The organism is [Flexibacter] sp. ATCC 35208 (genome assembly GCF_001975825.1).
In the GTDB taxonomy this organism is placed as follows: Bacteria; Bacteroidota; Bacteroidia; order Chitinophagales; family Chitinophagaceae; genus Chitinophaga.
The window spans coordinates 22,988-44,832 of the sequence record NZ_MTKN01000024.1 but is presented as its reverse complement, the minus strand read 5'-3'; the positions used below and the strand labels follow the sequence as shown (position 1 = coordinate 44,832).

17 protein-coding genes are annotated in these 21,845 nt (G+C 44.5%); 7 read left to right on the top strand and 10 right to left on the bottom strand.

Annotated elements, in window-relative coordinates; genetic code table 11:
* Positions 1-11: 11 nt before the first annotated feature.
* From BW716_RS16515 to BW716_RS16490, 6 genes are all read right to left on the bottom strand, one after another.
* A complete protein-coding gene (locus BW716_RS16515; RefSeq protein WP_083723912.1) occupies positions 12-215 on the bottom strand; it encodes a helix-turn-helix domain-containing protein in 204 nt (67 codons plus the stop codon).
* Between the two features lie 195 nt (positions 216-410).
* A complete protein-coding gene (locus BW716_RS16510; protein ID WP_083723910.1) occupies positions 411-2,534 on the bottom strand; it encodes a hypothetical protein in 2,124 nt (707 codons plus the stop codon).
* Between the two features lie 214 nt (positions 2,535-2,748).
* A complete protein-coding gene (locus BW716_RS16505) occupies positions 2,749-3,495 on the bottom strand; it encodes a DUF3823 domain-containing protein (protein ID WP_083723908.1) in 747 nt (248 codons plus the stop codon).
* Positions 3,496-3,513: 18 nt separating this feature from the next.
* Positions 3,514-5,454: a RagB/SusD family nutrient uptake outer membrane protein gene (locus tag BW716_RS16500; protein WP_083723906.1), complete on the bottom strand. Its 1,941-nt coding sequence runs from the start codon at positions 5,452-5,454 to the stop codon at positions 3,514-3,516.
* A gap of 11 nt (positions 5,455-5,465) precedes the next feature.
* Positions 5,466-8,795, bottom strand: coding sequence for a TonB-dependent receptor (locus BW716_RS16495; RefSeq protein ID WP_179091162.1), 3,330 nt, complete (start codon positions 8,793-8,795; stop codon positions 5,466-5,468).
* Positions 8,796-8,984: 189 nt separating this feature from the next.
* Positions 8,985-10,121: a FecR family protein gene (locus BW716_RS16490; protein ID WP_083723902.1), complete on the bottom strand. Its 1,137-nt coding sequence runs from the start codon at positions 10,119-10,121 to the stop codon at positions 8,985-8,987.
* A 160-nt stretch (positions 10,122-10,281) separates the two neighbouring features.
* Between BW716_RS16490 and BW716_RS16485 the strand changes: the two genes are divergently transcribed.
* The gene (locus BW716_RS16485; RefSeq protein ID WP_083723900.1) at positions 10,282-10,848 is read left to right on the top strand and encodes an RNA polymerase sigma factor; all 567 of its coding nucleotides are present in this window, start codon (positions 10,282-10,284) and stop codon (positions 10,846-10,848) included.
* A gap of 205 nt (positions 10,849-11,053) precedes the next feature.
* On the opposite strand, the gene BW716_RS16480 is transcribed toward BW716_RS16485, so the two are convergent.
* Positions 11,054-13,456, bottom strand: a complete 2,403-nt coding sequence (locus BW716_RS16480) for a glycoside hydrolase family 127 protein (protein WP_083723898.1) — start codon at positions 13,454-13,456, stop codon at positions 11,054-11,056.
* Positions 13,457-13,534: 78 nt separating this feature from the next.
* Between BW716_RS16480 and BW716_RS16475 the strand changes: the two genes are divergently transcribed.
* The 5 genes from BW716_RS16475 (at position 13,535) to BW716_RS16455 (ending at position 18,278) form a co-directional block, all read left to right on the top strand.
* Entirely contained in the window at positions 13,535-14,134 is a 600-nt protein-coding gene (locus BW716_RS16475) for a pseudouridine synthase (protein WP_083723896.1), read from the top strand.
* A gap of 106 nt (positions 14,135-14,240) precedes the next feature.
* Positions 14,241-16,544, top strand: coding sequence for a family 20 glycosylhydrolase (locus tag BW716_RS16470; RefSeq protein ID WP_083723894.1), 2,304 nt, complete (start codon positions 14,241-14,243; stop codon positions 16,542-16,544).
* Positions 16,545-16,678: 134 nt separating this feature from the next.
* The gene (locus BW716_RS16465) at positions 16,679-17,056 is read left to right on the top strand and encodes an SRPBCC domain-containing protein (RefSeq protein ID WP_083723892.1); all 378 of its coding nucleotides are present in this window, start codon (positions 16,679-16,681) and stop codon (positions 17,054-17,056) included.
* Complete coding sequence (locus BW716_RS16460; RefSeq protein ID WP_083723890.1) at positions 17,053-17,523, top strand: hypothetical protein; 471 nt, start codon at positions 17,053-17,055, stop codon at positions 17,521-17,523. The genes BW716_RS16465 and BW716_RS16460 overlap by 4 nt, the downstream gene beginning before the upstream one ends.
* Positions 17,524-17,822: 299 nt before the next feature.
* Entirely contained in the window at positions 17,823-18,278 is a 456-nt protein-coding gene (locus BW716_RS16455; protein WP_143708878.1) for a hypothetical protein, read from the top strand.
* Positions 18,279-18,313: 35 nt separating this feature from the next.
* On the opposite strand, the gene BW716_RS16450 is transcribed toward BW716_RS16455, so the two are convergent.
* The gene (locus tag BW716_RS16450; RefSeq protein WP_083723886.1) at positions 18,314-19,270 is read right to left on the bottom strand and encodes a DUF4421 family protein; all 957 of its coding nucleotides are present in this window, start codon (positions 19,268-19,270) and stop codon (positions 18,314-18,316) included.
* A gap of 80 nt (positions 19,271-19,350) precedes the next feature.
* On the opposite strand from BW716_RS16450, the gene BW716_RS16445 reads away from it, so the two are divergent.
* Complete coding sequence (locus tag BW716_RS16445) at positions 19,351-19,908, top strand: hypothetical protein (RefSeq protein WP_143708877.1); 558 nt, start codon at positions 19,351-19,353, stop codon at positions 19,906-19,908.
* A 21-nt stretch (positions 19,909-19,929) separates the two neighbouring features.
* Here BW716_RS16445 and BW716_RS16440 read toward each other — a convergent pair whose 3' ends face one another.
* Together BW716_RS16440 and BW716_RS16435 are read right to left on the bottom strand one after the other, a co-directional pair.
* A complete protein-coding gene (locus BW716_RS16440; RefSeq protein ID WP_179091161.1) occupies positions 19,930-21,144 on the bottom strand; it encodes an NAD(P)/FAD-dependent oxidoreductase in 1,215 nt (404 codons plus the stop codon).
* Between the two features lie 182 nt (positions 21,145-21,326).
* Complete coding sequence (locus tag BW716_RS16435) at positions 21,327-21,572, bottom strand: hypothetical protein (protein ID WP_083723880.1); 246 nt, start codon at positions 21,570-21,572, stop codon at positions 21,327-21,329.
* Between the last annotated feature and the right edge of the window lie 273 nt (positions 21,573-21,845).

The window sequence follows — 21,845 nt, the reverse complement described above, 5'->3', positions numbered from 1 at the left end:
ACTTGGCCACATTATATCTTTCTGTGCATTCTTTCTACTAGCAAATCTTTTGCTTCGATATCCAAAATCTCTGCTATTTTGTATAGGTCTTCTAAACTCGGCTGTCTCCGGTTTTGAACATAGGAATTTATCATGTTGTAGCTTTTGCCCAGTTGCTCAGCCAACCATTTCTGTTTTATTCCTTTATGTTCTAAAACCTCTTTTATCCGGTTCATTTTTGTTAAAAGTTATATCAATCGGCAAAAATAGGTATATTAATCAATATCTCATGAAATGAGTATAAAAATAATTACAATATAATGTAAATAGGAGCTTTAATGAAAAGCCAGGGATACCTCAACAAAAGAAAAATAAAGGGTGCCTCAAAAAGAGACACCCTTCGTGGAGCGGGTATTTGGCGGCCTGCTCATCTACCATTTAATATTCACCTTCACCCCATCCGGACTATTATCAAATCCAAGATAAAGGGTATGGGAGCTTTCATCCCATGACTTCACCACCTCCTTATTACCTGTCACTACCTCTTTCGGCTCCGCAGGCAATAACACCCGCATCGCATTAATTGTGTTCACAGGACTCTTTGCTGTAAAACTATAGCTGTTCGCCGTCACCACCTCATCATATATCCTTGCAGCAGCAGCTAATACCTTTGGCTTAGACTTATCCGCCACTCTATTAATATTATACAGGAAAGCCTGAGAACCAGGTTCTACTATTTTCCGGGCCAATACCGGCAATGTAGGATCAAACAGGTCCACCACAGGTCCTTTGATCACATAAGGGGTTTTATCCGCCACCTCATCCATCACCGCTACAATATCATATGGGCCTCTTTCTAAATAAAGATTGTTTTTGGTCTGTATATTCCCACCAAAGGCTTCTTTTATTGTCGCCACATAATTATCTGCCCCATTCACCTGCATCACAAAGTTCTTCGGATCTTCTTTTATGATATACACCTTCCCTTTTCCAACATTATACTTCCCTCCATCTGGAGCAATCCCTAACAAACCGAACAAATGCGCGGAAGGCGTTTTATAATGATTTCCCTTCGTATTCCACCACTCCATCACTGACTGGTATGGATCGTCGTCTTTTGAACAATACACCAGTATACCCCCTTTCTTTACCCATTCAGCAATATATTTATGTACATCAGCACTCATTGGTTTCATATTGGAATAACTCATTACCAACACCCTGATATCTTTCAGACTAGCTGCAAAGGACAGGTTTTCCATATGCACCGTCTGAACAGGGATCCCTAATTTCAACAGCGGTAATGTCTGCCCATAAAAGTTGGAGAACTGCGGATCTTCAAAACCATTATGCGTTGGGAAACGCTGGAACATCAGGGAATTTCCCATCAGCACACCTATCCCATTTACCCCCGTCACCCGATTCGCAGAGCGCGGCATATCATTCAGCGCATTTACCATCACCTGCATTTGTGTAGAATAGTATTTAGGTATCAATACCATGCTATCACTATTCGCTACTTTGTAAGGTCTGGTGTATATACGCTCAGGCCATGGCATTACTTCGTAATCAGCTACCATCGGGTAAAGGATCTTGGCGGTGAATGTCGCCTGGTAATTACGTTTGTAATCACTCCAGTCACGCGGCCAGTCTTCGATAGGGTCAGTCAATAAGAACACCTTCCTGTTCGTAGGTGCGGTCATTGAAATAACAGAGCCATATTCTAAAAAAGCATTTTCAAACACACGCTCTTTCTCTAACCCATTGAAGAATGTAGGTTCGCGGGAAGTGCCTGTCCATACCTGTGCAATGTACCCGTCAATACTGGGTAATGATGCCAGACTTGCTTCGGGACTAACGATCTTCCAGGAAGAGTAGTTGACCAATGAGTGCGTAGGAATGTACACCTTTACATCCAGGCCTTTGGTTTTTCCATAGGCTTTCGCGTAAGAGGAGACTTCCTTAATCGCATTATAATATAAATGGTACTTCAGTTTGCTGGACAAATAAGTATTTTCCGGAGACTCATGCTGTGGCCGCCATGGGAACCCGTAATAACGTTGCCATTCGTCTTTGAAAGTCTGGCCATAACCGGCACGTGCCCAGAATTCAGGTTCTTCGAGGTAGATGGCGGTGATGCCTGCGTCGATCACTTTTTTGACTACACCCTTTTTCATGTATTCGATAAAGGTGCTTTCCGGTACAACATAAGGAATGTTGTGACCATGCCAGATGGTATCGCCATTTTGCATAACCTGACCAATACCAAGATGGTTTTTTCCATCCCATTTACCAAGAAAATAATCATCATAAGAGCCCCAGGCAATGCCTGTCATGAATTGAACGGTGTAGCCATGGTCACGCCATGATTTTACTCTTTGTTCGAAGGTCATGTTATGATGATCACCTGCGCCATATACGATGGCGATGTCTGATCTTACGTCTATTTCAGGCCGCCACGGACTGCTGGTCTGAAAGGCTGTTTTTTCTCCTTTCTGCGCAGTTGCCAATAAGGACAGGCAAAAGCAGGAGAGTAGAAGCAATGGTTTCTTCATAATGGAAAGTTGAGACCTGTAATTAAAAACTTTGAAATAACTCACTCCTACATAAGAGCAATGAGTTATACTGATAGCACACTAAACACAATTAACTGAGTCACATTTGTAACAAGCCCTTCCGCCGTAGGCGGAAGGAACTTGCTATGATGGCCTGTGGCCTTGTAGACAGCAAACACAGATGCCATAAAAAGTGGAATTCGCACAAAGAGCCTTACGGTACTTTCACCGCTATCGGCTCATTATAATTATACCTGTTCACACCATCTACACTATAATTAATTCGTCCACCAGCACGCAGGTAATAAGTTGCATTTGTATATGGTAACACAGGAGTCGTTACTGTAATCGTTTGTCCCAACTGAGTGGTCGGATTGCTCACTGCCACTGTATAACGTGAATCATAATTATTATCACCCACATTATAACTGCTTGAATTCACGAACAGATAAATATTCCCCAGATCCTGCTGATACGCCGGCAATGTTGTACCTCTGGACACCCTGAACTGCACCGTAATAGTATTATCGGTATTCACCACCGGATCCCCGATCCATTCCACTTCAAGGAAAGGCACTACTGTAAAATTCTGCGTCACCGTACCATTGATATCAATTGTCACACTCGCATTTTTCGTCGTATCTCCATTGGCATCCAATTGTACAAGCGGCACGAATGGCCCGAGCGGTGTTACATTATACTTCCCTGCAGGAATAACGGAACACTCAAACGTACCATCCTGATTGGTTGTAAAATAAAATGGGGTAGGACTTGCTGAATAATTCAGGTCCAGCAATTTGAACCTTACACCATTATCACCCACCTGCGTCTGCAATCCCTGACCAGTGATCGAGTCTGTGATCAAACCTTTCAATACCATGGAAGGCTTATCCTTGTTATCATATTTCGTGCAGGAGCAAAACAGCCCCAGCGCCAAAACTATATATTGAATTTTCATCATCTTCAAAGTTTTAGTAGATTAATAGCCTGAATTCTGCACCACCTTAGTACTGGTTGTAATCGCTGCCCCCGGCAGTTCCTGGTAGTACCAGCGCGTATCAAATGTGAACGTACTACCCCTTTCATCATAGCGTGCATCGAAGAACCATTTGCCGGCATTATCAGCATAAAACGGCATCAGTGTACGCCAGCGGGTATTGGACTGTTCGGTTGCAATCACTCTCCAACGTTTTAAATCCCACCATACTTTGTTTTCGAAGGCCAGTTCTTTACGACGTTCTTTGCGTACTGCACTAATGAATGCATCGGGAGATGCTTTTTCTATACCTGATAACAGATCTGCACCTGCACGGGTTCTGATCTTGTCAATGCTGGTATAGGCATCATTCAGGTAATCGGCTGTACCCAGCGTAGCCAGTTCTGCTGCAGCTTCTGCACGGATCAGTAATACCTCTGCATAGCGCATTTCAATCCATGGTTGTGCAGATCTGTTTTCCAGTACTTCTTCCTGTGCCATCCCTTCATTCAACCATTTGCGGATGGTGAAGCCGGACATAGCGCAGGTGTTATCTCCATAAAATACACCCGCTGCACCAGCAGGATTCATTTTAGTACCATCGTGCAGTGTATATGCCGTCTGACTACCACTGGAAGAGGTGACTAACTGAGAAGCGCTGGATGAATTTTCATACTTGGTCGTACTGCCTTCAGGAATAAGGCGGGCTATAGATGACGTGGATGCACCGGTATAAATACCTCTCCATATCTGACAGGCAGTGCCTTTGAACTGATCGTTCGGTAAGATAACCGTCGCTCTTAGACGAGGCTCTGCATCTGCAAAAAACTGCATGGTGCTGTCATAGAGTTTGTAAGTACCATTGCTGTTGTATACATCTACATGTCCGTTTCCATCTTTAGGAATACCATCGAACATTTCTACGAAATTCAGGGTAGGATTGGTCTCAGAAGAATAACCGTTTGCACCTTTATATTGAGCAGGTACATTGTATGCATCATAACCATGTACACTTTCAGGATAGCTGTATTGTTTTACAAAGATCGCTTCTGAACTGCTGGCATTGGAGAAGATATTTTTATAGTTGGTGTACTGAGCGGTTTTATCACCAGACGCCCATTCATTCATATACAGGGAATAGCCACCTGCATCTACCGCCAGTGCTGCATTGTAAGCCTGTGTATAGAAATCTTTTGCCAGGTCTGTACTCATGCCACAGAGGCGAATACCACCTACGATGTATGAGTTTGTATTGTATTTTGCAATAGATCCCGCGTGCACCATGGCTCTCGCCTTCATAGCATACGCCGCATATTTATTGGCACGACCTACCTGGTTGGTAGCTGGTAATAAAGCAATCGCACTATCATAATCGGCACCCACCAGTTTCCAGGTATCTTCCTCTGAAGAGCGTGCGATGTCTACATCTGAGATGGATTCTGATGGATAGTTCAGTACACGTGTTACCAACGGTACGCCACCATAGCGTTTTACCAGTGCATAGTAAGTGAAGGCACGTATAAAGTAAGCTTCCCCTTTGAACTGGGCCACCTTGGCAGTAGAATAACTGCTTTGGTAGTTTTTAATGTTTTCCAGGAAGTAATTGCATTCCCTGATCACGGTGTAAAGATCGCTCCATGTATCGCCATAATCTGTAGATGTAGACTCGTTCTTAGCACCACCTACTTCGCGGCACAATGCTTCGCCTGACATCGTACCTGGTACCTGTAGTACCCAGAAGTGATTGAACAGATAGTTGGGACTATAACGGAAATCTTCGATCGGCATTTCGCTGTAGATCCTTGCCATGTAGGAATTGATACCTGCTTCTGAACCGAAGATATCACCGTCCTGGATGATATTGGTTGGAGAGATATCCAGTTTGGTACAGGAAAAGAGCGAAAAACCCAGTATGAATGGTAGTATATATTTAAACTTTTTCATAATCACAAGAATTAAAGATTGATGGTGAAGCCCATGTTGTAGGTACGGTTCAGCGGATATACGTTACCATAACTGTCAGCAGGATGTTCCGGATCAATGAATTTCATGCTTGACCAGGTGTGGGCGTTGTAGATGTTGCAATACACTCTCGCACCTTTGATACCTGCACGTTTCAGCAGGGATACCGGTAAGGTGTAGCCTAACTCAACCGTTTTCAGACGGAGGTAGCTGGCATTGAAATAAGAGAATGTAGAGTTGCCTCTTGCCACGGTGCCTGTGTAAGCGTATTTACCTTTCACCCATTTAGTATTAGGATCGTAAGGGTTGGCAGTTGGATCCTGAGGATGCCATCTGTCCATAAACATTTCAAGTGCGTTGGAATAATTGGATCCCCAGATAGGCTCTGCTAAGATCTCAACATAGTTTACATATACTTTGGCAGCACCCTGGAACAACATAGCCAGGTCAAATCCTTTCCAGCTCGCATCCAGTGTCAGGCCATAGGAGAACATCGGTCTGCCGCTATAGCTGATAGGCTGTAAGTCAAGGTCAGAGATGATGCCGTCACCATTGGTATCTTCGTATTTATAGTCGCCGGGCAGTGTACCCTGGTCATATTTCACTTTGCTATTGGCTATTTCTTCGTAGCTCTGGAACTGGCCGATGCCTTTGAAACCCCATACCATATCAGAGTAGCGGTTGTTGTTATTGCTTCTCCATTCGTTGTAATTGTTACCATATTTACCTACTTCCTGATAAGTATATTGTGTGCGGGTGAAACCGAAAGTACCTCTTACATTATAGCTCACTTCACCAATTTTGTAGTGATGTGTGACTTCGATATCGATACCACGGGTCATATCGCCATTCAGGTTTTCCTGAGGCAGTGCAGCGCCTACGACTGATGGCAGACTTACACTGCGGGTGGCCAGCAAGCCACTACGCTTACGCTGGAAGTAGTCTACGATCAAACCGAACATACCGTTTTTGGTATTGAGGTCCAGACCTACGTCAAATGTTTTCGCAGTATACCATGTAATATTTTTGTTCGCGATACCAGTACTTACAGAGCTGTTCACATAAGTACCATCGAATACAGAACCACCTGGCAGGTTGTTATTATCGCCGCCTGCAGGATATGTGTAACCATTCAGGTATTGATAGGTAGAAGCGTTGTCATCACCCAGCACACCATATGATGCACGGAACTTGGCGTTGTCGATGAATTTTACATCCAGGTTTTTCCAGAAGTTTTCATCTGTAAAGCGCCAACCCACGGAACCAGAAGGGAAGAAGCCCCAACGGTGAGCAGCATCAAAGCGGGAGGAACCATCATAACGGAACCCGAACTCTGCGAGGTACTTGCCTTTGTAGTTATAGTTAGCCTTACCTACATAACCAATGTTTGCATAGTCATACAGGTCAGCGCTGTTGGTAGACATGCTACCCTGCTGGTTATCACTGTTACCTGCGGAGAGCTGATCCAGTGCCAGAGAAAGATCACGGGCTGCAAAGATGTTATCTCCCTGACGGTGCTGACCTTCTACCAAAGCAAGGACGCTCACATTATGCACTTCGTTGAAGGTACGCATGTAGTTCAGTGAGAACTGAGTAAGGATGGATTGCTTGGTATAGAATTCCCTGCGGATGTTGCTGGGACTCTGGTTGGTAGTTGCGTTATAAGATTCGGTCGCGTCGTCGTAGTTGTAGAGGTTGTATTGCTTTTTATAGATCTTGTTGTCGAGTAACTGATAGTCGTAACCGAACATACCTTTTGCACGCAGACCTGTGATGCCGGGAACATCGTATTCCAGGCTCACGTTAGACTGGAACCATTTGTTGCCATATTTTCTGTAACCAGACTGGTTAGCGTCTGCCATGGCTACAGGGTTGGAACCGTCTACAGAACCAACCTGCAGGTAGTCGTGATTGTCATTGGAGTAAATTGGCTGAATAGCAGCAGATCTTTCCATAGAGCGGATGATCCAGTCGGTGGATTCGTAGTTCTTATTGGACTCGTCGAAGATACCGTTCAGCTGGAAGTCAGCTTTCAAACGATCAGTGATCCGGCCTGTTACGTTAGAGCGTAAGTTGTAACGTTTGTAGCTGTTGCTGTTACTACGCAGGAAAGATTCCTGAGAAAGGTAACCGAGAGATGCATAGTACTGTACCCTGTCAGAACCGCCACTGGTGCTCAGGTTGTGCTGAGACATAGGTGCAGATGGCCTGATTACGGCTTTGTACCAGTCAGTACCTTGTTTGGTACCGTTTCTGTAGGCTTCTACTTCGTCGAGGGAGTAGCGGAGTGTACCACCGTTCTGGTTATGCATGGATTTCTCATTTGCGAGGGTCATCCAGTCGGCAGCGCTGGTGCTTTTCGGAGAGCCGATCGGGGTTTGAATACCGAAGTTAGCGTTGTAGTTGATGACGTTGGTACCCGCCTTTCCTTTTTTAGTTGTGATGAGCACCACGCCGTTTGCCGCGCGTACCCCGTATACCGCTGCAGACGCGTCTTTCAGCACAGAGATGCTTTCCACATCGTCAGGGTTCAGGCGGGACATGTTATCGCGGGGGATACCATCGATAATGATCAACGCATCGCCCATACCACGAATATCGAAGGTATTGTTGAAGGTACCGGGTTCGGAAGATTTCTGTACGATACGTACGCCGGCCAGTTTACCTGTCAGCATGTTGGTTACGTTTTCATTTTTGGTGCGGACGATGTCAGCGCTTTTAATGGCAGCTACCGCACCTGTTACGGTTGCTTTTGTTTGCTGACCGTAACCTACCACTACCACTTCCCCCAGGGACTTGTTTTCAGCAGATAATTTAATATCGATACGGGTACGGTTGCCTACCACTACTTCTCTGGCAGAGAAGCCGATGAAAGTAAATACCAGTGTATCGTTTTCACTACGCACATGGAGAATGAAGTTCCCGTTGGCATCGGAGGTGGTGCCTCTGGAAGTCCCTTTGATACCAATGCTTACGCCGGGCAATGCTTCGTTGGCATCGTTGGTCACTCTACCGCTGATGGTGATATCGGCAGGAGGAGCAGGAGGCGTAGCAGGTTTATCTTTTTGTCTGATGATGATGGTTTTCTGCTTGATCACATAATCAAGTGGCTGGTCTTTGAAGCAAAGGCGCAGCACCTCATCGATCGGAGAGTTGGTCACTGAAATGCTTACTGGGCGTGCGCTGGCGAGCATGGGTGCGTTATAGAGAAAATTGTAACCGCTTTGTTCTTTCAGGTCCATCAGGAGTTTTTCCAGCGGCACATTGCGCTCCGATATGGTCACATTTTGTGCCTTACCATGTACCTGAAGGGCGGTGAACATAACTAATAGAAATGTTTTTAGTAGCAGTTTTAATGGCACGTGGAATTGCCGAGGTTTTTTAAATTGTAGATAGCATCGCATAGATGTACGTTTTGTTGGAATTTATGAATGTGTGTTTTTTTAGCAATAGAATTCCCTTACCGGTGCAGGGTTTGCGCCGGTTGTGTAAAAAAATTAAAGTGGATGATGTTAAGGTAACACCGTCAGCTCCCTTCCCTGAATCCTGAAGTGGATGGTGCCGGTGAGTTCGATCATGCTGAGTACTTCCGAAATATTATCAAAACGTGAAATAGTGCCGGAAAAGATCTTTCCGTTCATATCACCTTGGTAATTTACCCTTACGTCATACCAGCGTGCAAGTTTTCGCATAATGCTTTGTATGTTTTCATGGTCAAAAGTAAAGTAGCCGTTTTTCCAGGCTATGACTTCTTCTAAGTTTGCTTTGCAGGTGGTGATCCGGGTGTTTGAGTCAGTCATTTGTGCCTGCATACCCGGTTTCAGTAATTGTTCGCCTGAGTGGTTGTTCACTTTGACAGCGCCTTGCAGCAGGGTCACTTTACTTTTCGCCTCGTCTTTGTAAGCCATGACGTTGAAGTGTGTGCCCAGTACTGTAATGGTGTTGCCGTCGAAGTTTACCTTAAATGGTTTGGATTCGTTTGTAGCAATTTCAAAATATACTTCCCCGCTTATTTCCACTGTCCTTTCATTGTTCCTGAAGGTAGTTGGGAATCGAAGGGAGGAAGTGGCGTTGAGCCATGCTTTGGTACCGTCTTCGAGTACGATCTGGTATTGTCCACCGGTAGGGGTGGAGATCGTGCTCCAGGAGGTGGCGCTACTGCCAGTTTTGTCGTTATATTCTATGAGTCCATTTTGAACCTGTTTAATGATTACACCGTTTTTTGTGGTCAGGGAACCTGCCCCTGCGCTGTCCAGCGTGATAGAGGAGCCGTCTGCGAGGGTCAGGATAGCCTTATTGCAGCCGGGCGTCACCTTGTTGGATGCAAGGTTTTTTAGCGTTGATGGCGGCAGGGTTGGATTGTTTTTATAGATGGATGAAAGTAGGATGAAGAGGCCGGTAAAAGCAGCAGCTGCTGTGAGAATAGTGGTCAGTGTCTTGATGCCGGTTCGTTTTTTAGGTTTGATCTCCTGTTCGAGCAGTGCGTGTAATTCGTTTTCTATTTCGGTTTTGTCACCCATTTCAGCTTGCCAGGGGTGTTCTTCCGCTTCCATTTGGTCGGTATATTCCTGTAGTCGTAGTTTTTCTTCGGCTGTGATCGTGCCTGATAACAGTTTTTCGTATAGCAAAAAGAATTCCCGTGGACTCATTTGTTTGATTTATAGGTATCTGATAAACTAGAGACCCTTTTGGGGACTCACACACATAAATTTGAAAAATATTTTTTGAAGACGAGTGGGGCCGGAAAAAAAAAGAATAATCTCTGGCAAATTGTTACCTTTAATCCACACTACGTTATGTCCATTTATCATGTGCTTAGGCCATTTATCAGACCATGAACTTTGGGAGTCCATATTAAAGGGGGATCAGGTTGCTTTTTCTTACTTCTTTAAGAAGCATTGGCAGTCTGTATACACAACTGTATTTTTCCATTTAAAGGACAGGGAAGTCAGTAAAGAAATCACCCACGACATTTTCCTGAACATCTGGTTAAAGAGAGAACAATTAGAAATACTTTCTTTCTCGGCGTATTTAAAGGCGGCGGGGCGGTATCATGTGTACAAACATTTGAAGAAGCAGAAGGTGAAGCCATTGTCGTTTAATGAGGATATCGGGCAGTTGGATGATTATGCTGTTCAGAATGAGGGGTATCAGCAGTTGTCGCGACAGGAACTGGAGGATAGTGTGGAGGAGTTTGTGCGGAGGTTGCCGAAGCGGTGCAGGGAGGTGTTTTTACTGAGCAGACAGGAACATTTGTCGAACGACCAGATAGCGGGGAAGTTAGGAATTTCGAAGAGGACGGTTGAGAATCAGATTACCTATGCATTGCATCATTTGAGGACGATGCTGAAGGTGATATCTATATTTTTGTTTTAGCCCTGGATATTGTATGTTCGTAAATATCCCTAATATTTTATCCAATGCATTGCAAACACTGTGGCAATCTAATTGAATGCCAGTGAGTCAGCCTGATTACCTTTTACTGAAAGAAAAACATGCACCCTTTCCGGAGAAAGGGTGATGGTATACTGATAGCAGCTTTGTGCAAAGGTGCAGACGATGAATAGTGCAAGGGTTCTTATCATTGTACACTCCATTCATGAATACCTGATGAATTGTCTTTTGGCAACTGTACTTCCAGCCTTAAGGCGGTAGTGTTCACAGGTTCAAAAGTTACGTTATTGTATTTGTCTTTTGCTATTTCGTAAGGTGTTTTATTTACGACAGGTATCCATTCATCACCTTTTTTATAATAGAGTTTCCAGGATACAGGAATACGACATCCACCAAAAGGTCCGTCATCATACCAGTATACTTTAGAACTGGAAATTGTATACGCCTGATCGAAATCGTACTGCACCCATTCCAGCGTATCCTGTTTTGGCCACCAATGCAGATAGAGTGAACTGTTGTCATGAGAATCCAGTGGATCGTACTGATCATTCAGTGCCATGAACATCCGTTTGTTTTTTATGCCCGCACTTACTTTTGCTTTGGAGGCAATGGTTGGAGCTGGCTTTGGTCTTGCCGCAGAGGCTTCGAAAGGAATCCATACAGCCATTTCACCGGGACCACGATTTGCCCATGCGTAGTATGGAATAGCTATTACTGTTTGAGTGGATGTAATGAGTTGATCGCTGTTTAACTGCCGGCTGGAAGAGCTACCATTCATCTGTAATACGGTTACACCGTTCAGCATATCAGGTTTATAAACAGCATTCACAGTAGCATTTTTATCTACGACAATATTTTGTACAGTGGCATCTTTATTATCCGGGCCTTCCAGGCAATACATGATAGGACCACGTTCCAGGGCGAATCGTTTTCTATCAGCAACTACCTGATCGTTGGCCATAATCTTTTGTACGCTCATGGGAAAGTCAAGTCTTATTTTATCACCTGCTTTCCAGTTACGGGTAATGACAGCAAACCCTTTTTCCATTTTGTAAGTAGCAGGTTTACCATTTAGCAGGATGGCCAGTTTAGGCAGACTGGCACTATCTGCATCGTAATATAAGTTGCCCGGTACAGGGGAGCCTTTTGCCCATTCAGGAATACGGATATGCAGTGCAAAGTTCGCTGCTTTGGCAGGTGCCACTGCAATATCGACCTGTCCATCCCATGGGTAATTGGTGGTTTGTGTGATCTGAACAGCACCAACCGGTAATTTAATAGAAGCTGTATTACCAGCAAAGAGATTTATATAGAGATTGTTTTGGTTCTGGGCGTAAATATATCCGGGCATAGAAGGCAGGAATCGCGTCATATTTGAAATACAACAGGCACAACCAAACCACGCACTTCTTTGATGCTGTCCCATAGACGCTAATGGATTCGGATAAAAGAACCGATCTCCTGAAAGAGATACACCAGATAATAATCCATTGTATAAAGTACGTTCCAGTACATCGATATATTTCGCATCGCCATGCAGCAGGAACATCCTGCTATTCCAGTATACGTTCGCGATAGCAGCGCAGGTCTCAGCATAAGCACTCATATTTGGAAGTTCGTATGCCTGTCCAAATGCTTCGCCATTGCCGGTAGCACCAATGCCTCCGGTAATGTAGAGCTTTTTATCTACCACATCATTCCAGATGTCATCGATGGCATGCAGGTATTGCTGATCACCTGTGAGTGCAGCTACATCTGCCATGCCGGTGTACATATAGGTAGCTCTTACGGCATGACCTTTGGCTTCGTGCTGATCTACTACTTTTGTAAAAGACTGGTTGTATTCACCGCTATATGGAGATCCGGGACCTCGTACATCGAGGAAGAACTTTGCCAGATGCAGATAGGCAGTATCGCCGGTGACACGGTATAATTTTGTCAGACCTGTTTCTACGATCTGGTGGCCGGGCCATTTTTCTTCTTTGCCATAGCCGAAAGTTTTCACCAGCAGGTCTGCGTTTTTGATAGCAATATTCAATAATGTCTTTTTGCCAGTAGCCTGATAATGTGCCACAGCGGCCTCGTACAGATGACCGGCATTGTACAGTTCATGACTCAGGTCTTCTTCCATTTCCCATCTCTTCGTGCCCATCCATGGATGCGGATGCGCGGAGTGTACGGTACGGAAAGTATATAAATAACCATCTTTTTCCTGTGCAGCGCCGATAATAGCAATCAGTGAATCGAGGTACTTTTCCAGTTCGGGGTTCTTTTTCACCTGCAAACCATACGAAGCTCCTTCAATCACTTTGTACAGATCCGTATCGTCAAATGTATATTCCGTCATAGAATCGCCGGGAATGGTATGGGCGGCACGTCTGAAATTGTCGATGCGGCCTGTCTTGCGACATTGTTCCAGGGTATAGGGAATCGTTACTTCTGCATTCACCCTGATCTTGGGTGCCCAGAAATTGTCGGAGACCTTTACCTGTGTGAAGGCCACAGGCTGTATGGGATAATCTTTTTTCACCTGTGCCTGGAGGGTGCTACAAAATCCAGTCGTTGCGATGATGAGTGTCTTTATCTTCATAGGGATGAAATTATGGTTTCCCCCGGGAATGGGTTAAATAGATATTAATCAGATTTGCCTGTATATTAGCAGAATTTTATGGATCGTTATTTCATTATTAACAAGCCTTACGACATGGTGTCGCAGTTCGTGAGCCCTGACAAAGTTCATCTTTTGGGCGAACTGGATTATGATTTTCCCGAAGGCATTCATGCTGTGGGCAGACTCGACAACCATTCCGAAGGATTGCTTATTCTTACAACCAATAAAAAAGTCACCCGGTTATTATTTGAAAGCGATACACCACACAAGCGTACTTATCTCGTGATGGTCAATAAGGTGATTAGTGCTGAGGCGCTAGAGAAATTGCGTACCGGTGTGACCATTCGTATTAAAGGGGGTGTGGATTACGTAACGCCGCCCTGTGATGTGCAGGTAGTAGAAAAGCCGGCGAATGTAGGGCCAAGGGCGCATGATCTGAAGGAGTACCTGCCAAGGACGTGGATTACGATCACGCTGACGGAGGGCAAGTTTCACCAGGTGAGGAAGATGACGTCAGCTGTGGGGCATCAGACGAAAAGGCTGATACGGATCTCTATAGAAGATCTGTTGTTGGGAGATTTGCAGCCGGGGGAGGTACAGGAGATGGAAGAGGAAAGGTTCTTCCGGTTATTGAATATTGTGAATGTAGCGATATAGAAGCTGTAAGCGCTAATATTACTGTATAATTTAGCAATATCGCATCAGTTTGGTGCCATAATTCTTGGTACTTTGCTGACTTCCTTATCATGCTTAAAAGTAAATTATGTTGAAAAAAAGTGCACTGGCACTGGGTGTATTGTTACTCTTTCAGGTAGCACGTGCCCAGGATGCAGCACCATCCCGTTACGGAATCATTCCTTATCCGCAACAGTTGGTGCCACAGGCTGGAGAATTTGTCATTACCGCAAAAACGAAATTGGTTGTTCCTTCCGGAAAAGCTTTCAGCAATGAGGCGGCACAGTTACAGTCACTCATCAAACAGGGCTTAGGTCAGGCATTGCCTGCAGGTACCAAAGCAGGTGCGGGTTCCATTGTATTGACACAGAACGATCAGCTGGAAGGCGAAGAAGATTACACTTTGCAGATCAGCACGCAGGAAATTCAGATAGGTGCAAAAACGCCTACCGGTATGTTCCGCGCGATTCAGACCCTGCGTCAGCTGATGCCGGTATCAGTAGAAGGTGCTACCACCAAACTGGCGAAGATCGCCATCCCTGCTGCGGACATCACCGACCACCCTGTATATGGCTGGCGTGGTATGCACCTGGATTTGTCCCGTCACTTTTTCTCAATCGACTATCTGAAAAAATTCATCAACGTACTCGCCTTGTACAAGATGAATAAATTACACCTGCACCTGACAGATGATCAGGGTTGGCGTATTGAAATCAAAAAATATCCTTTGCTGACAGAAAAGGGTGCATGGCGTGAATGGAACAACCAGGATTCTGCCTGTATGGAGAAAGCCAAAACCAATCCGGATATGGCGATCGACGCTTCTCACATTATTCACAAAGATGGCAAAACTCTGTACGGCGGCTTCTATACACAGGCCCAGATGAAAGACCTGATTGCTTATGCAGCAGCACGTCATATCGAAATCATCCCTGAAATCGATATGCCGGGTCATATGATGGCGGCTATCAGGGAGTATCCTTTCCTGAGTTGTCAGGGTGGTGTGAAATGGGGTAAATTGTTTACCACGCCTATTTGTCCTTGCAAAGAAACGACCTTCGAATTTGCAGAGAATGTATTTACTGAAATTGCGGCATTGTTCCCATCTCAATACATTCACCTGGGTGCGGACGAAGTGGACAAGTCTACCTGGGAGCACTTTGACGGTGTAAAGGATTTCATGAAAGAACACAATATCAAAGATGTTGATGAACTGCAGAGCTACTTTGTGAAGAGAATGGAAAAGTTCTTTAATTCCAAAGGGAAGAAGCTGATTGGCTGGGACGAGATCCTGGAAGGTGGAGTGAGTCCTACGGCAGTCGTGATGTATTGGAGAAGCTGGGTACCTTCAGCACCAGTGCATGCGGCTAAGAACGGGAATTATGTGATCATGACGCCGGGTAATCCTTTGTATTTTGATGGTATTCCTGACAGGAACTCTATCGCTAACGTGTATCATTTTGAGCCGGTTCCAAAGGGGTTGACAGCCGAAGAAGGCCGTTACATCATTGGTGCGCAGGCGAATATCTGGACGGAGATGATCCCTTCTGAAAATCGTGCAGACTTTATGTATATGCCACGTATGACAGCGCTGGCAGAGGTATTATGGACACATAAATCCGATTTTGACGGGTATTCTCAGCGTCTGATGGCGCAGTATAAGCGTCTGGACAAGATGAAGGTACACTACCGTATGCCAGATCTGGATGGGTTTACAGAAGAAAATGTATTTGTAGGAAAGACCAAACTTGCAATCGCGAAGCCTTCTCCTGAGATGACGATCCGTTATACGACAGATGGTACGGCGCCGACAGTAAAGTCTCCTGAATTGCCCGCTGATTATATTATTCCGGGTAAGATTTCCCTGCGTATTGCGGCGTTTAAGCCAGATGGTGTGCATGGAGAGATATATACTTTGAACTATAAACCACAATCATTCTTCAAACCGACTGAAGTGATTGGTTTGCAGCAGGGATTGAAGTTGAATTATTTCGATGGATCATTTAAGAGTGTGACGACACTGAAAGATACTCCTGATAGCAGCGGGTATGTAAACAATGTGATCATGCCTGATAGTATGGGGCATGGTGGCAAGCCATTTGCCGCGACGCTGAAAGGCTTTATCAATGTTCCTGAGACGGCGATATATAGTTTCTTCCTGACGGCGGATGATGGTGCGAACCTTTATATAGATAGTGAGAAGGTAGTGGATAATGATGGCTGGCATGCGCCGTTGCAAAAGAGCGGACAGATTGCGCTGCAAAAGGGTTTGCATCCGATCGAGGTGAAGTTTGTAGAAGGCGGTGGCGGTTATACGTTGAAGCTGGAATATAGGGTGAATGGAGGTAAGATTGGAAGGCTGCCGGACGAGTGGTTGCAGGTAGCGAAATAAATATTTCACATGAACTAATTTAATATTTTTATCGGGCAGCTCACAAGGCTGCCCGATCTGTTTTTTCGAATTTGTTTGAGAAACCTGCCTTGTACGAGTGGTTATTGCAACAGAAAAAGTAGTTTTGCAGCATTATGAAGGATTATAAAAAGCACTTTTTGGTGCCAGCAGCTCCTGAGGAGTTGTACAAGGCATTGACCAATCAATACACCATTCAGTTATGGTCCGGTGAACCTGCGGAAATGAAAGCCGAGGCAGGAACGGAGTTTTCCCTTTGGGGAGACAGTATTGCGGGTATGAACCTCGAGTTTGAGGAGGATAAGAAGATTGTGCAGGAGTGGTATTTCGGGGATCAGCCGGAGGATTCAATTGTGACGATTATACTTCATCCTCACAAGAAAGGAACGGATGTGGAGCTGAGGCATACGAATATTCCTGACGAGGCATTTGACGACATTGTGGATGGATGGAATGAGGCGTATTTTGGAGCACTTGTTGATTTCTATTCATGAAGCCAGCGAGTATCAGTGAAATAAAGAAAGAATTGCAGGCATTGCCCCCGGCGAGGCTAATGGAGGTATGTTTGCGGTTGGCGAAGTTTAAGAATGACAATAAAGAGTTGTTGTCTTATTTGTTATTCGAAGAGGAAGATCTGCAGGGATATATAGCCGCCGTGAAGCTGGAAATGGATGAGGCGTTTACTACCCAGCCGAAGACGAACATTTATTATGTGAAGAAGCATTTGAGAAAGATATTGAGGGGAGTGAGTAAGCAGATAAAGTATACGGGGTCGAAGGTGGCGGAGATAGAGTTGCTGTTGTACTTTTTAATGAAGATTAAGAAAGCGGGCATAAAAGTAGGAGAGAGTCCGGCATTGGTCACGATATATATGGGGCAGATGAAGAAGATCCGGAAGGCGATAGAGGGGCAGCATGAAGACTTGCAATATGAATATTTAAAAGAATTAGAAAGATTATAAGTTGATTAGCAGGCAATTGACTGCTTTTTTTATCATGGAGATCGCGCAGGAAGTGGAGAGTAATCGTACACTAATGGAAGTGTTGAGTATGAAGATTGGTGGATTTTGTATATATCTGGGCGTGATGTTGTTCTTTAATTTGTACTTATTTTTCAGGGGAAGAAAGCATGCAAAACGTACGCCGCTGCCTCTTATAATAAATTAAATGTCAATATGTTAACGCTTTGCTAAAATCTTCTGATCATTAAATCTTTCCTTTAAACGAGAGTCTAATAACTATAAAAAGAAAAGGAGGAGTCATGAAAAAGATAATAATTGCGTTAACGATGACCGTAATGGCGACAGGTGCTTTTGCAATGGGTCCCGGACATGGTGGCGGAGGCTTTCATGGGGGAGGACGGACAACCGTCATAGTAGGCGGTGGTTTTGGTTACTACAGCCCATTCTATTCACCATTTGGCTGGGGTTTTGGGTATGGATACCCTTACTATGCGGCTCCTTATCGACCTACTAAACTCGATATGCAGGTGATGGACATTAAAAATGACTATGCCGACAGGATCGCCTCTGTGAAAATGGATAGAGACCTGAGTGGTAGAGAGAGAAGGCAGGAGGTAAGACAGTTGAAAAGAGAACGAGACAATGCTGTGTATGATGCCAAGAGGAATTATTACAAACAGCAGATGGAACGGAGACAACAGTCGCAACAGCAGCAGCCACAGGAACAAACTCAGCCGGAAACGCAGCAGCAATAATGGATTTGAAAAGCCGCAAGTGATTGCGGCTTTTTTTATAATACTCCTAAGATCTTTTTAGGCAGATGTGCAAACCGATATCCCAGTGTAAAACTCAGGTTCCAATCTGTCCGGTGCATATCTTTCACCAATAAATTCGTATTCAGATTTTCCCACGAGGCATTGAGGTATGCATAATACTTATCGCCATTATACCCCGCATTGATCCAGCCCTGCATATCAGTCACCGCCTGCAGTCTCTTATTATCTGTATTTAATTCATGCAAAGCCCCTGCACCAAATATTACCGTAGGTGCAATGATCCACTTATGCTGTCCCAGAACGATATTGTGGGTGTATCCGCCCTTAAATACCAGCGACAACCACGAGGGGTTAGAAGATAATAAATTATAAGTAGATGAGTCTGATATAAGATGTGGCGTCGGTTTTTTCCACCTGATCTGGTGCCAGAGCGGTGTTGCTACCAGGAATACAGAACCCGCAGATTGCAGCTGTTGTTCGGAAAAGGAAGTGGCTGCTTTGTAAGAGTATTTCCTATGATTGATATAATAAAAGAGATCGAGTCCCGCATTCGTAAAATCAATCCCCTGGAAGGCTTCATATCCCCTGTGGTCATGATTGGGTATCAGTAATCCATTATAGGCGTTATAAAACGGCTCTACGCTCACCGCATGACTACCAAACTGCATCCTGATGAGCCGATAGTGATACTTTGCCTTATTGTCCAGTTCTGTACCGGGTATATTGACAGAATATTGCAGGTATAGCCATTTATAACTCACATCGCCTCCCAGGTACCCACTGCTGTTCACAGCCAGTTTATAATTACGCTGTCTGTTTTGGTGGGTCCTGAATTTAAACGTCGTACTATACGTTCCCGCATATAGTTCAACTGTATTTTTCCTTTGAAATGGCTGAATATAAGCCGAGTCTGTTTTTTGAGCATACAGTGTAGCAGGAAAAATTACTAACAGAAAAAGGTAACGCCACATGATTTTACAACAACAGGAATCAGTAAAAGGTTTTTTCGCAAAAAATGTTTAAGTTTCTACCCGATATTAACAACTACACTATGAAATTAAAACTCAGACATTGTCTGCTGGCATTTATAGCGCTGCCAGCCTTTGGACAAAAATCAAATTTTCACTTCGTAAGCACAAAGAACCAGCAGATCAATATTAATAAAGGGACCATTTTTGTAAATGGTAACCGTACGTATCTGCTGAGTAATGGTGCGGAGTTTTTAGATAGCAGGCGCAATAAGCTCATTGAAAATGGAGGCAATGTATTTTTATTTCTGGAAGTAAGTCGCGGTGCAGACGTTAAAGATCTGATAATTTTCAGTGTAAATAATAGCAAGGCGGATTCTATCGGGAATGTCGTGTCTTCTGATATCAGGGATTATGACCATGACCAGAACCTGGAAGTAGGTGGTGCATATACAGTGGCGCCTTATCCAGCTGCGGATTCAGTGTATTATGTGCCTTATATCTATTATGAGATTGTGAAGGGCAGAGTGGTGCTGGATGAGGAGTATAATGAGAAAATTAATAAGAAAAAGTATGGGGTGTGGTTAAAGGATCTGATAGAGGATAGGAAGTACAAAGTGATACCTAAGCCTAAGCATTAAGTGATAGTAGAAAGCCCCCTTTTATTGGGGGCTTTTTATTTTGATCGCGATCTCTTTTCCACAGTGTAGTGCGGCTTCTACGGTACCAGGACTATCGCCGGTGTAGAGCGCTTCTCCTGCAAAGTAAATAGTATCTGCAACGGGCGTGGTCAATACTGCCTTTGCCTTTTCAGAACCAGGCATGCCGTAGGAGTAGCCGCCATGTATGGCTTGTTCTGTTGACCAGTTATGGATAAAACTTTGCTCCAACAGGTCCGCAATGTTTGTTACATTAAATATTTTAGAAAGCGAGTTGAGTGCTTTGGCCAATAGATCAGATTGAGGTCCTGCTGCATGCGGGCCTCCCAGCCACCCGGTAAGAATTAAGCTATCTTCAGATTGCGTCCACCATACCGGCACTTCCTCATCACTTAACACAAACCCGATATCTCTTTTCCAGAAAGCCTGTTTGAAAAGCAGGTTGAACTTAATAACGGTTCCCCATCCGATCTGCCGTGCCGCAGCTGTATATGCTGGGAGAGCAGGGGAAAACTGTATGCTTTCGTTTTGTAGGATATTGATAGGAACGGTGACGAGTACTTTGTGTGCGGTGTAGGTCCGGTCCTGTGTTGTGACCGTCACCTTTCCCGGTTCCCAGGAGATGATTTGCACGGTTTGGTTCGTGATAATTGTACATCCTTTGCCAAGGTAATTGATCAGGGCTGTGTAGCCGTTTTCAATTCTGAAGTTGGTGCCTTGTTCCAGTGTCCATTCATCGTACAGATATTTTACGCTTACCTTGTTCAGGTCAGCGAGGTCGTATCCTTCCACATATCCCTGTACATGATCACGAAGTTCTGCATATTGATCGGCAGGGTAATATTGATCAAGCAATTGCTGCATGGTGGTCGTTTCAGCGGCTTTGCCCATATGTTCGATCAGGTTATCCCAATCTTCAATCCAGCTTTCTTCCTGTTTGAGTTCCCCGTTTTCCGCAAGGGCCATTTCCTCATTGATGGGGTGATAGGGAATACCTGCTTCCTGTAACAAAGACAGGGTGATGGGCAGTTCGCCATGTATGAATTCAGCACCGGTTTCAATATGAATACCGGGTGCAGGGTAGAGGGTAGTCGTTCTGCCACCAGCTTGTGGCCGTGCTTCCAGTATGGTGACGTTGTATTTAGTGGAGAGATCTTTAGCTGCTATAAGACCAGCAGCGCCGGCCCCAATGATAATGATTTCCTGTTGTGCTGACATATTGTAAATGTAAGGTTTTCGAAGAATAAACATTATAGATGAAATTCACTTTATGAACCGCTATTGCTGACTGTATGAATAGTTTTATTATGCCAGAATGTATTCTCCTGTACGATGTTTAAGATCACGCTCTATGGGAAAACGATGGTGGGAAATAATGAAGATGGATGGCGGCTATTCTTTTAACATTGATTGGGTAGGGGGATATTATTGACGTCGATAAGGGTATCGAGTCTTAATACGACGCCATTTTCAAGACGCATGTATTCCACTTTTTCAAGGACGAAGAGATCGGCGATGCGCGAGGAGACTTCCTGCATCTGGCCATCTTCGGATGTGAAACGGATGAGGCAGATGGTGCGCATGGTGGCCCAGGCCTCCAAACGGTCGTAGTAGTCGCAATTGATGGGTTGGTAGGTGGTACTCATGAAATAAAGATAAAAAACTAGTTGATGGATTTTAAAGACTAAAAATTATTTACCAGGCTTGTTGCGTAACTGCATCATATCAAAGGTATTGGTTCCCATTGAATTTGCAGGAGTTGATGATCGATAACTGACTACATTTAACAGCGGCATTTTGTAGTGCCGTTTTTTTTTACTAAGGCTGTTGCGTTGTTCAGGAACAAAAGACAATTGCATTGACAAATTATAACATTTTATAAAGAAATGCTATGGCAGGAGGGTAGTATCTTTGCATCA

Excerpts from the sequence above, each read along its gene's own strand:
- BW716_RS16480 (WP_083723898.1), bottom strand. The coding sequence starts at position 13,456 with ATGAAGATAAAGACACTCATCATCGCAACGACTGGATTTTGTAGCACC.
- BW716_RS16500 (WP_083723906.1), bottom strand. The coding sequence starts at position 5,454 with ATGAAAAAGTTTAAATATATACTACCATTCATACTGGGTTTTTCGCTC.
- BW716_RS16515 (WP_083723912.1), bottom strand. The coding sequence starts at position 215 with ATGAACCGGATAAAAGAGGTTTTAGAACATAAAGGAATAAAACAGAAA.
- BW716_RS16435 (WP_083723880.1), bottom strand. The coding sequence starts at position 21,572 with ATGAGTACCACCTACCAACCCATCAATTGCGACTACTACGACCGTTTG.
- BW716_RS16450 (WP_083723886.1), bottom strand. The coding sequence starts at position 19,270 with ATGTGGCGTTACCTTTTTCTGTTAGTAATTTTTCCTGCTACACTGTAT.
- BW716_RS16485 (WP_083723900.1), top strand. The coding sequence starts at position 10,282 with ATGTGCTTAGGCCATTTATCAGACCATGAACTTTGGGAGTCCATATTA.
- BW716_RS16460 (WP_083723890.1), top strand. The coding sequence starts at position 17,053 with ATGAAGCCAGCGAGTATCAGTGAAATAAAGAAAGAATTGCAGGCATTG.
- BW716_RS16465 (WP_083723892.1), top strand. The coding sequence starts at position 16,679 with ATGAAGGATTATAAAAAGCACTTTTTGGTGCCAGCAGCTCCTGAGGAG.
- BW716_RS16495 (WP_179091162.1), bottom strand. The coding sequence starts at position 8,795 with ATGTTCACCGCCCTTCAGGTACATGGTAAGGCACAAAATGTGACCATA.
- BW716_RS16470 (WP_083723894.1), top strand. The coding sequence starts at position 14,241 with ATGTTGAAAAAAAGTGCACTGGCACTGGGTGTATTGTTACTCTTTCAG.
- BW716_RS16445 (WP_143708877.1), top strand. The coding sequence starts at position 19,351 with ATGAAATTAAAACTCAGACATTGTCTGCTGGCATTTATAGCGCTGCCA.
- BW716_RS16440 (WP_179091161.1), bottom strand. The coding sequence starts at position 21,144 with ATGTCAGCACAACAGGAAATCATTATCATTGGGGCCGGCGCTGCTGGT.
- BW716_RS16475 (WP_083723896.1), top strand. The coding sequence starts at position 13,535 with ATGGATCGTTATTTCATTATTAACAAGCCTTACGACATGGTGTCGCAG.
- BW716_RS16510 (WP_083723910.1), bottom strand. The coding sequence starts at position 2,534 with ATGAAGAAACCATTGCTTCTACTCTCCTGCTTTTGCCTGTCCTTATTG.
- BW716_RS16455 (WP_143708878.1), top strand. The coding sequence starts at position 17,823 with ATGAAAAAGATAATAATTGCGTTAACGATGACCGTAATGGCGACAGGT.
- BW716_RS16505 (WP_083723908.1), bottom strand. The coding sequence starts at position 3,495 with ATGATGAAAATTCAATATATAGTTTTGGCGCTGGGGCTGTTTTGCTCC.
- BW716_RS16490 (WP_083723902.1), bottom strand. The coding sequence starts at position 10,121 with ATGAGTCCACGGGAATTCTTTTTGCTATACGAAAAACTGTTATCAGGC.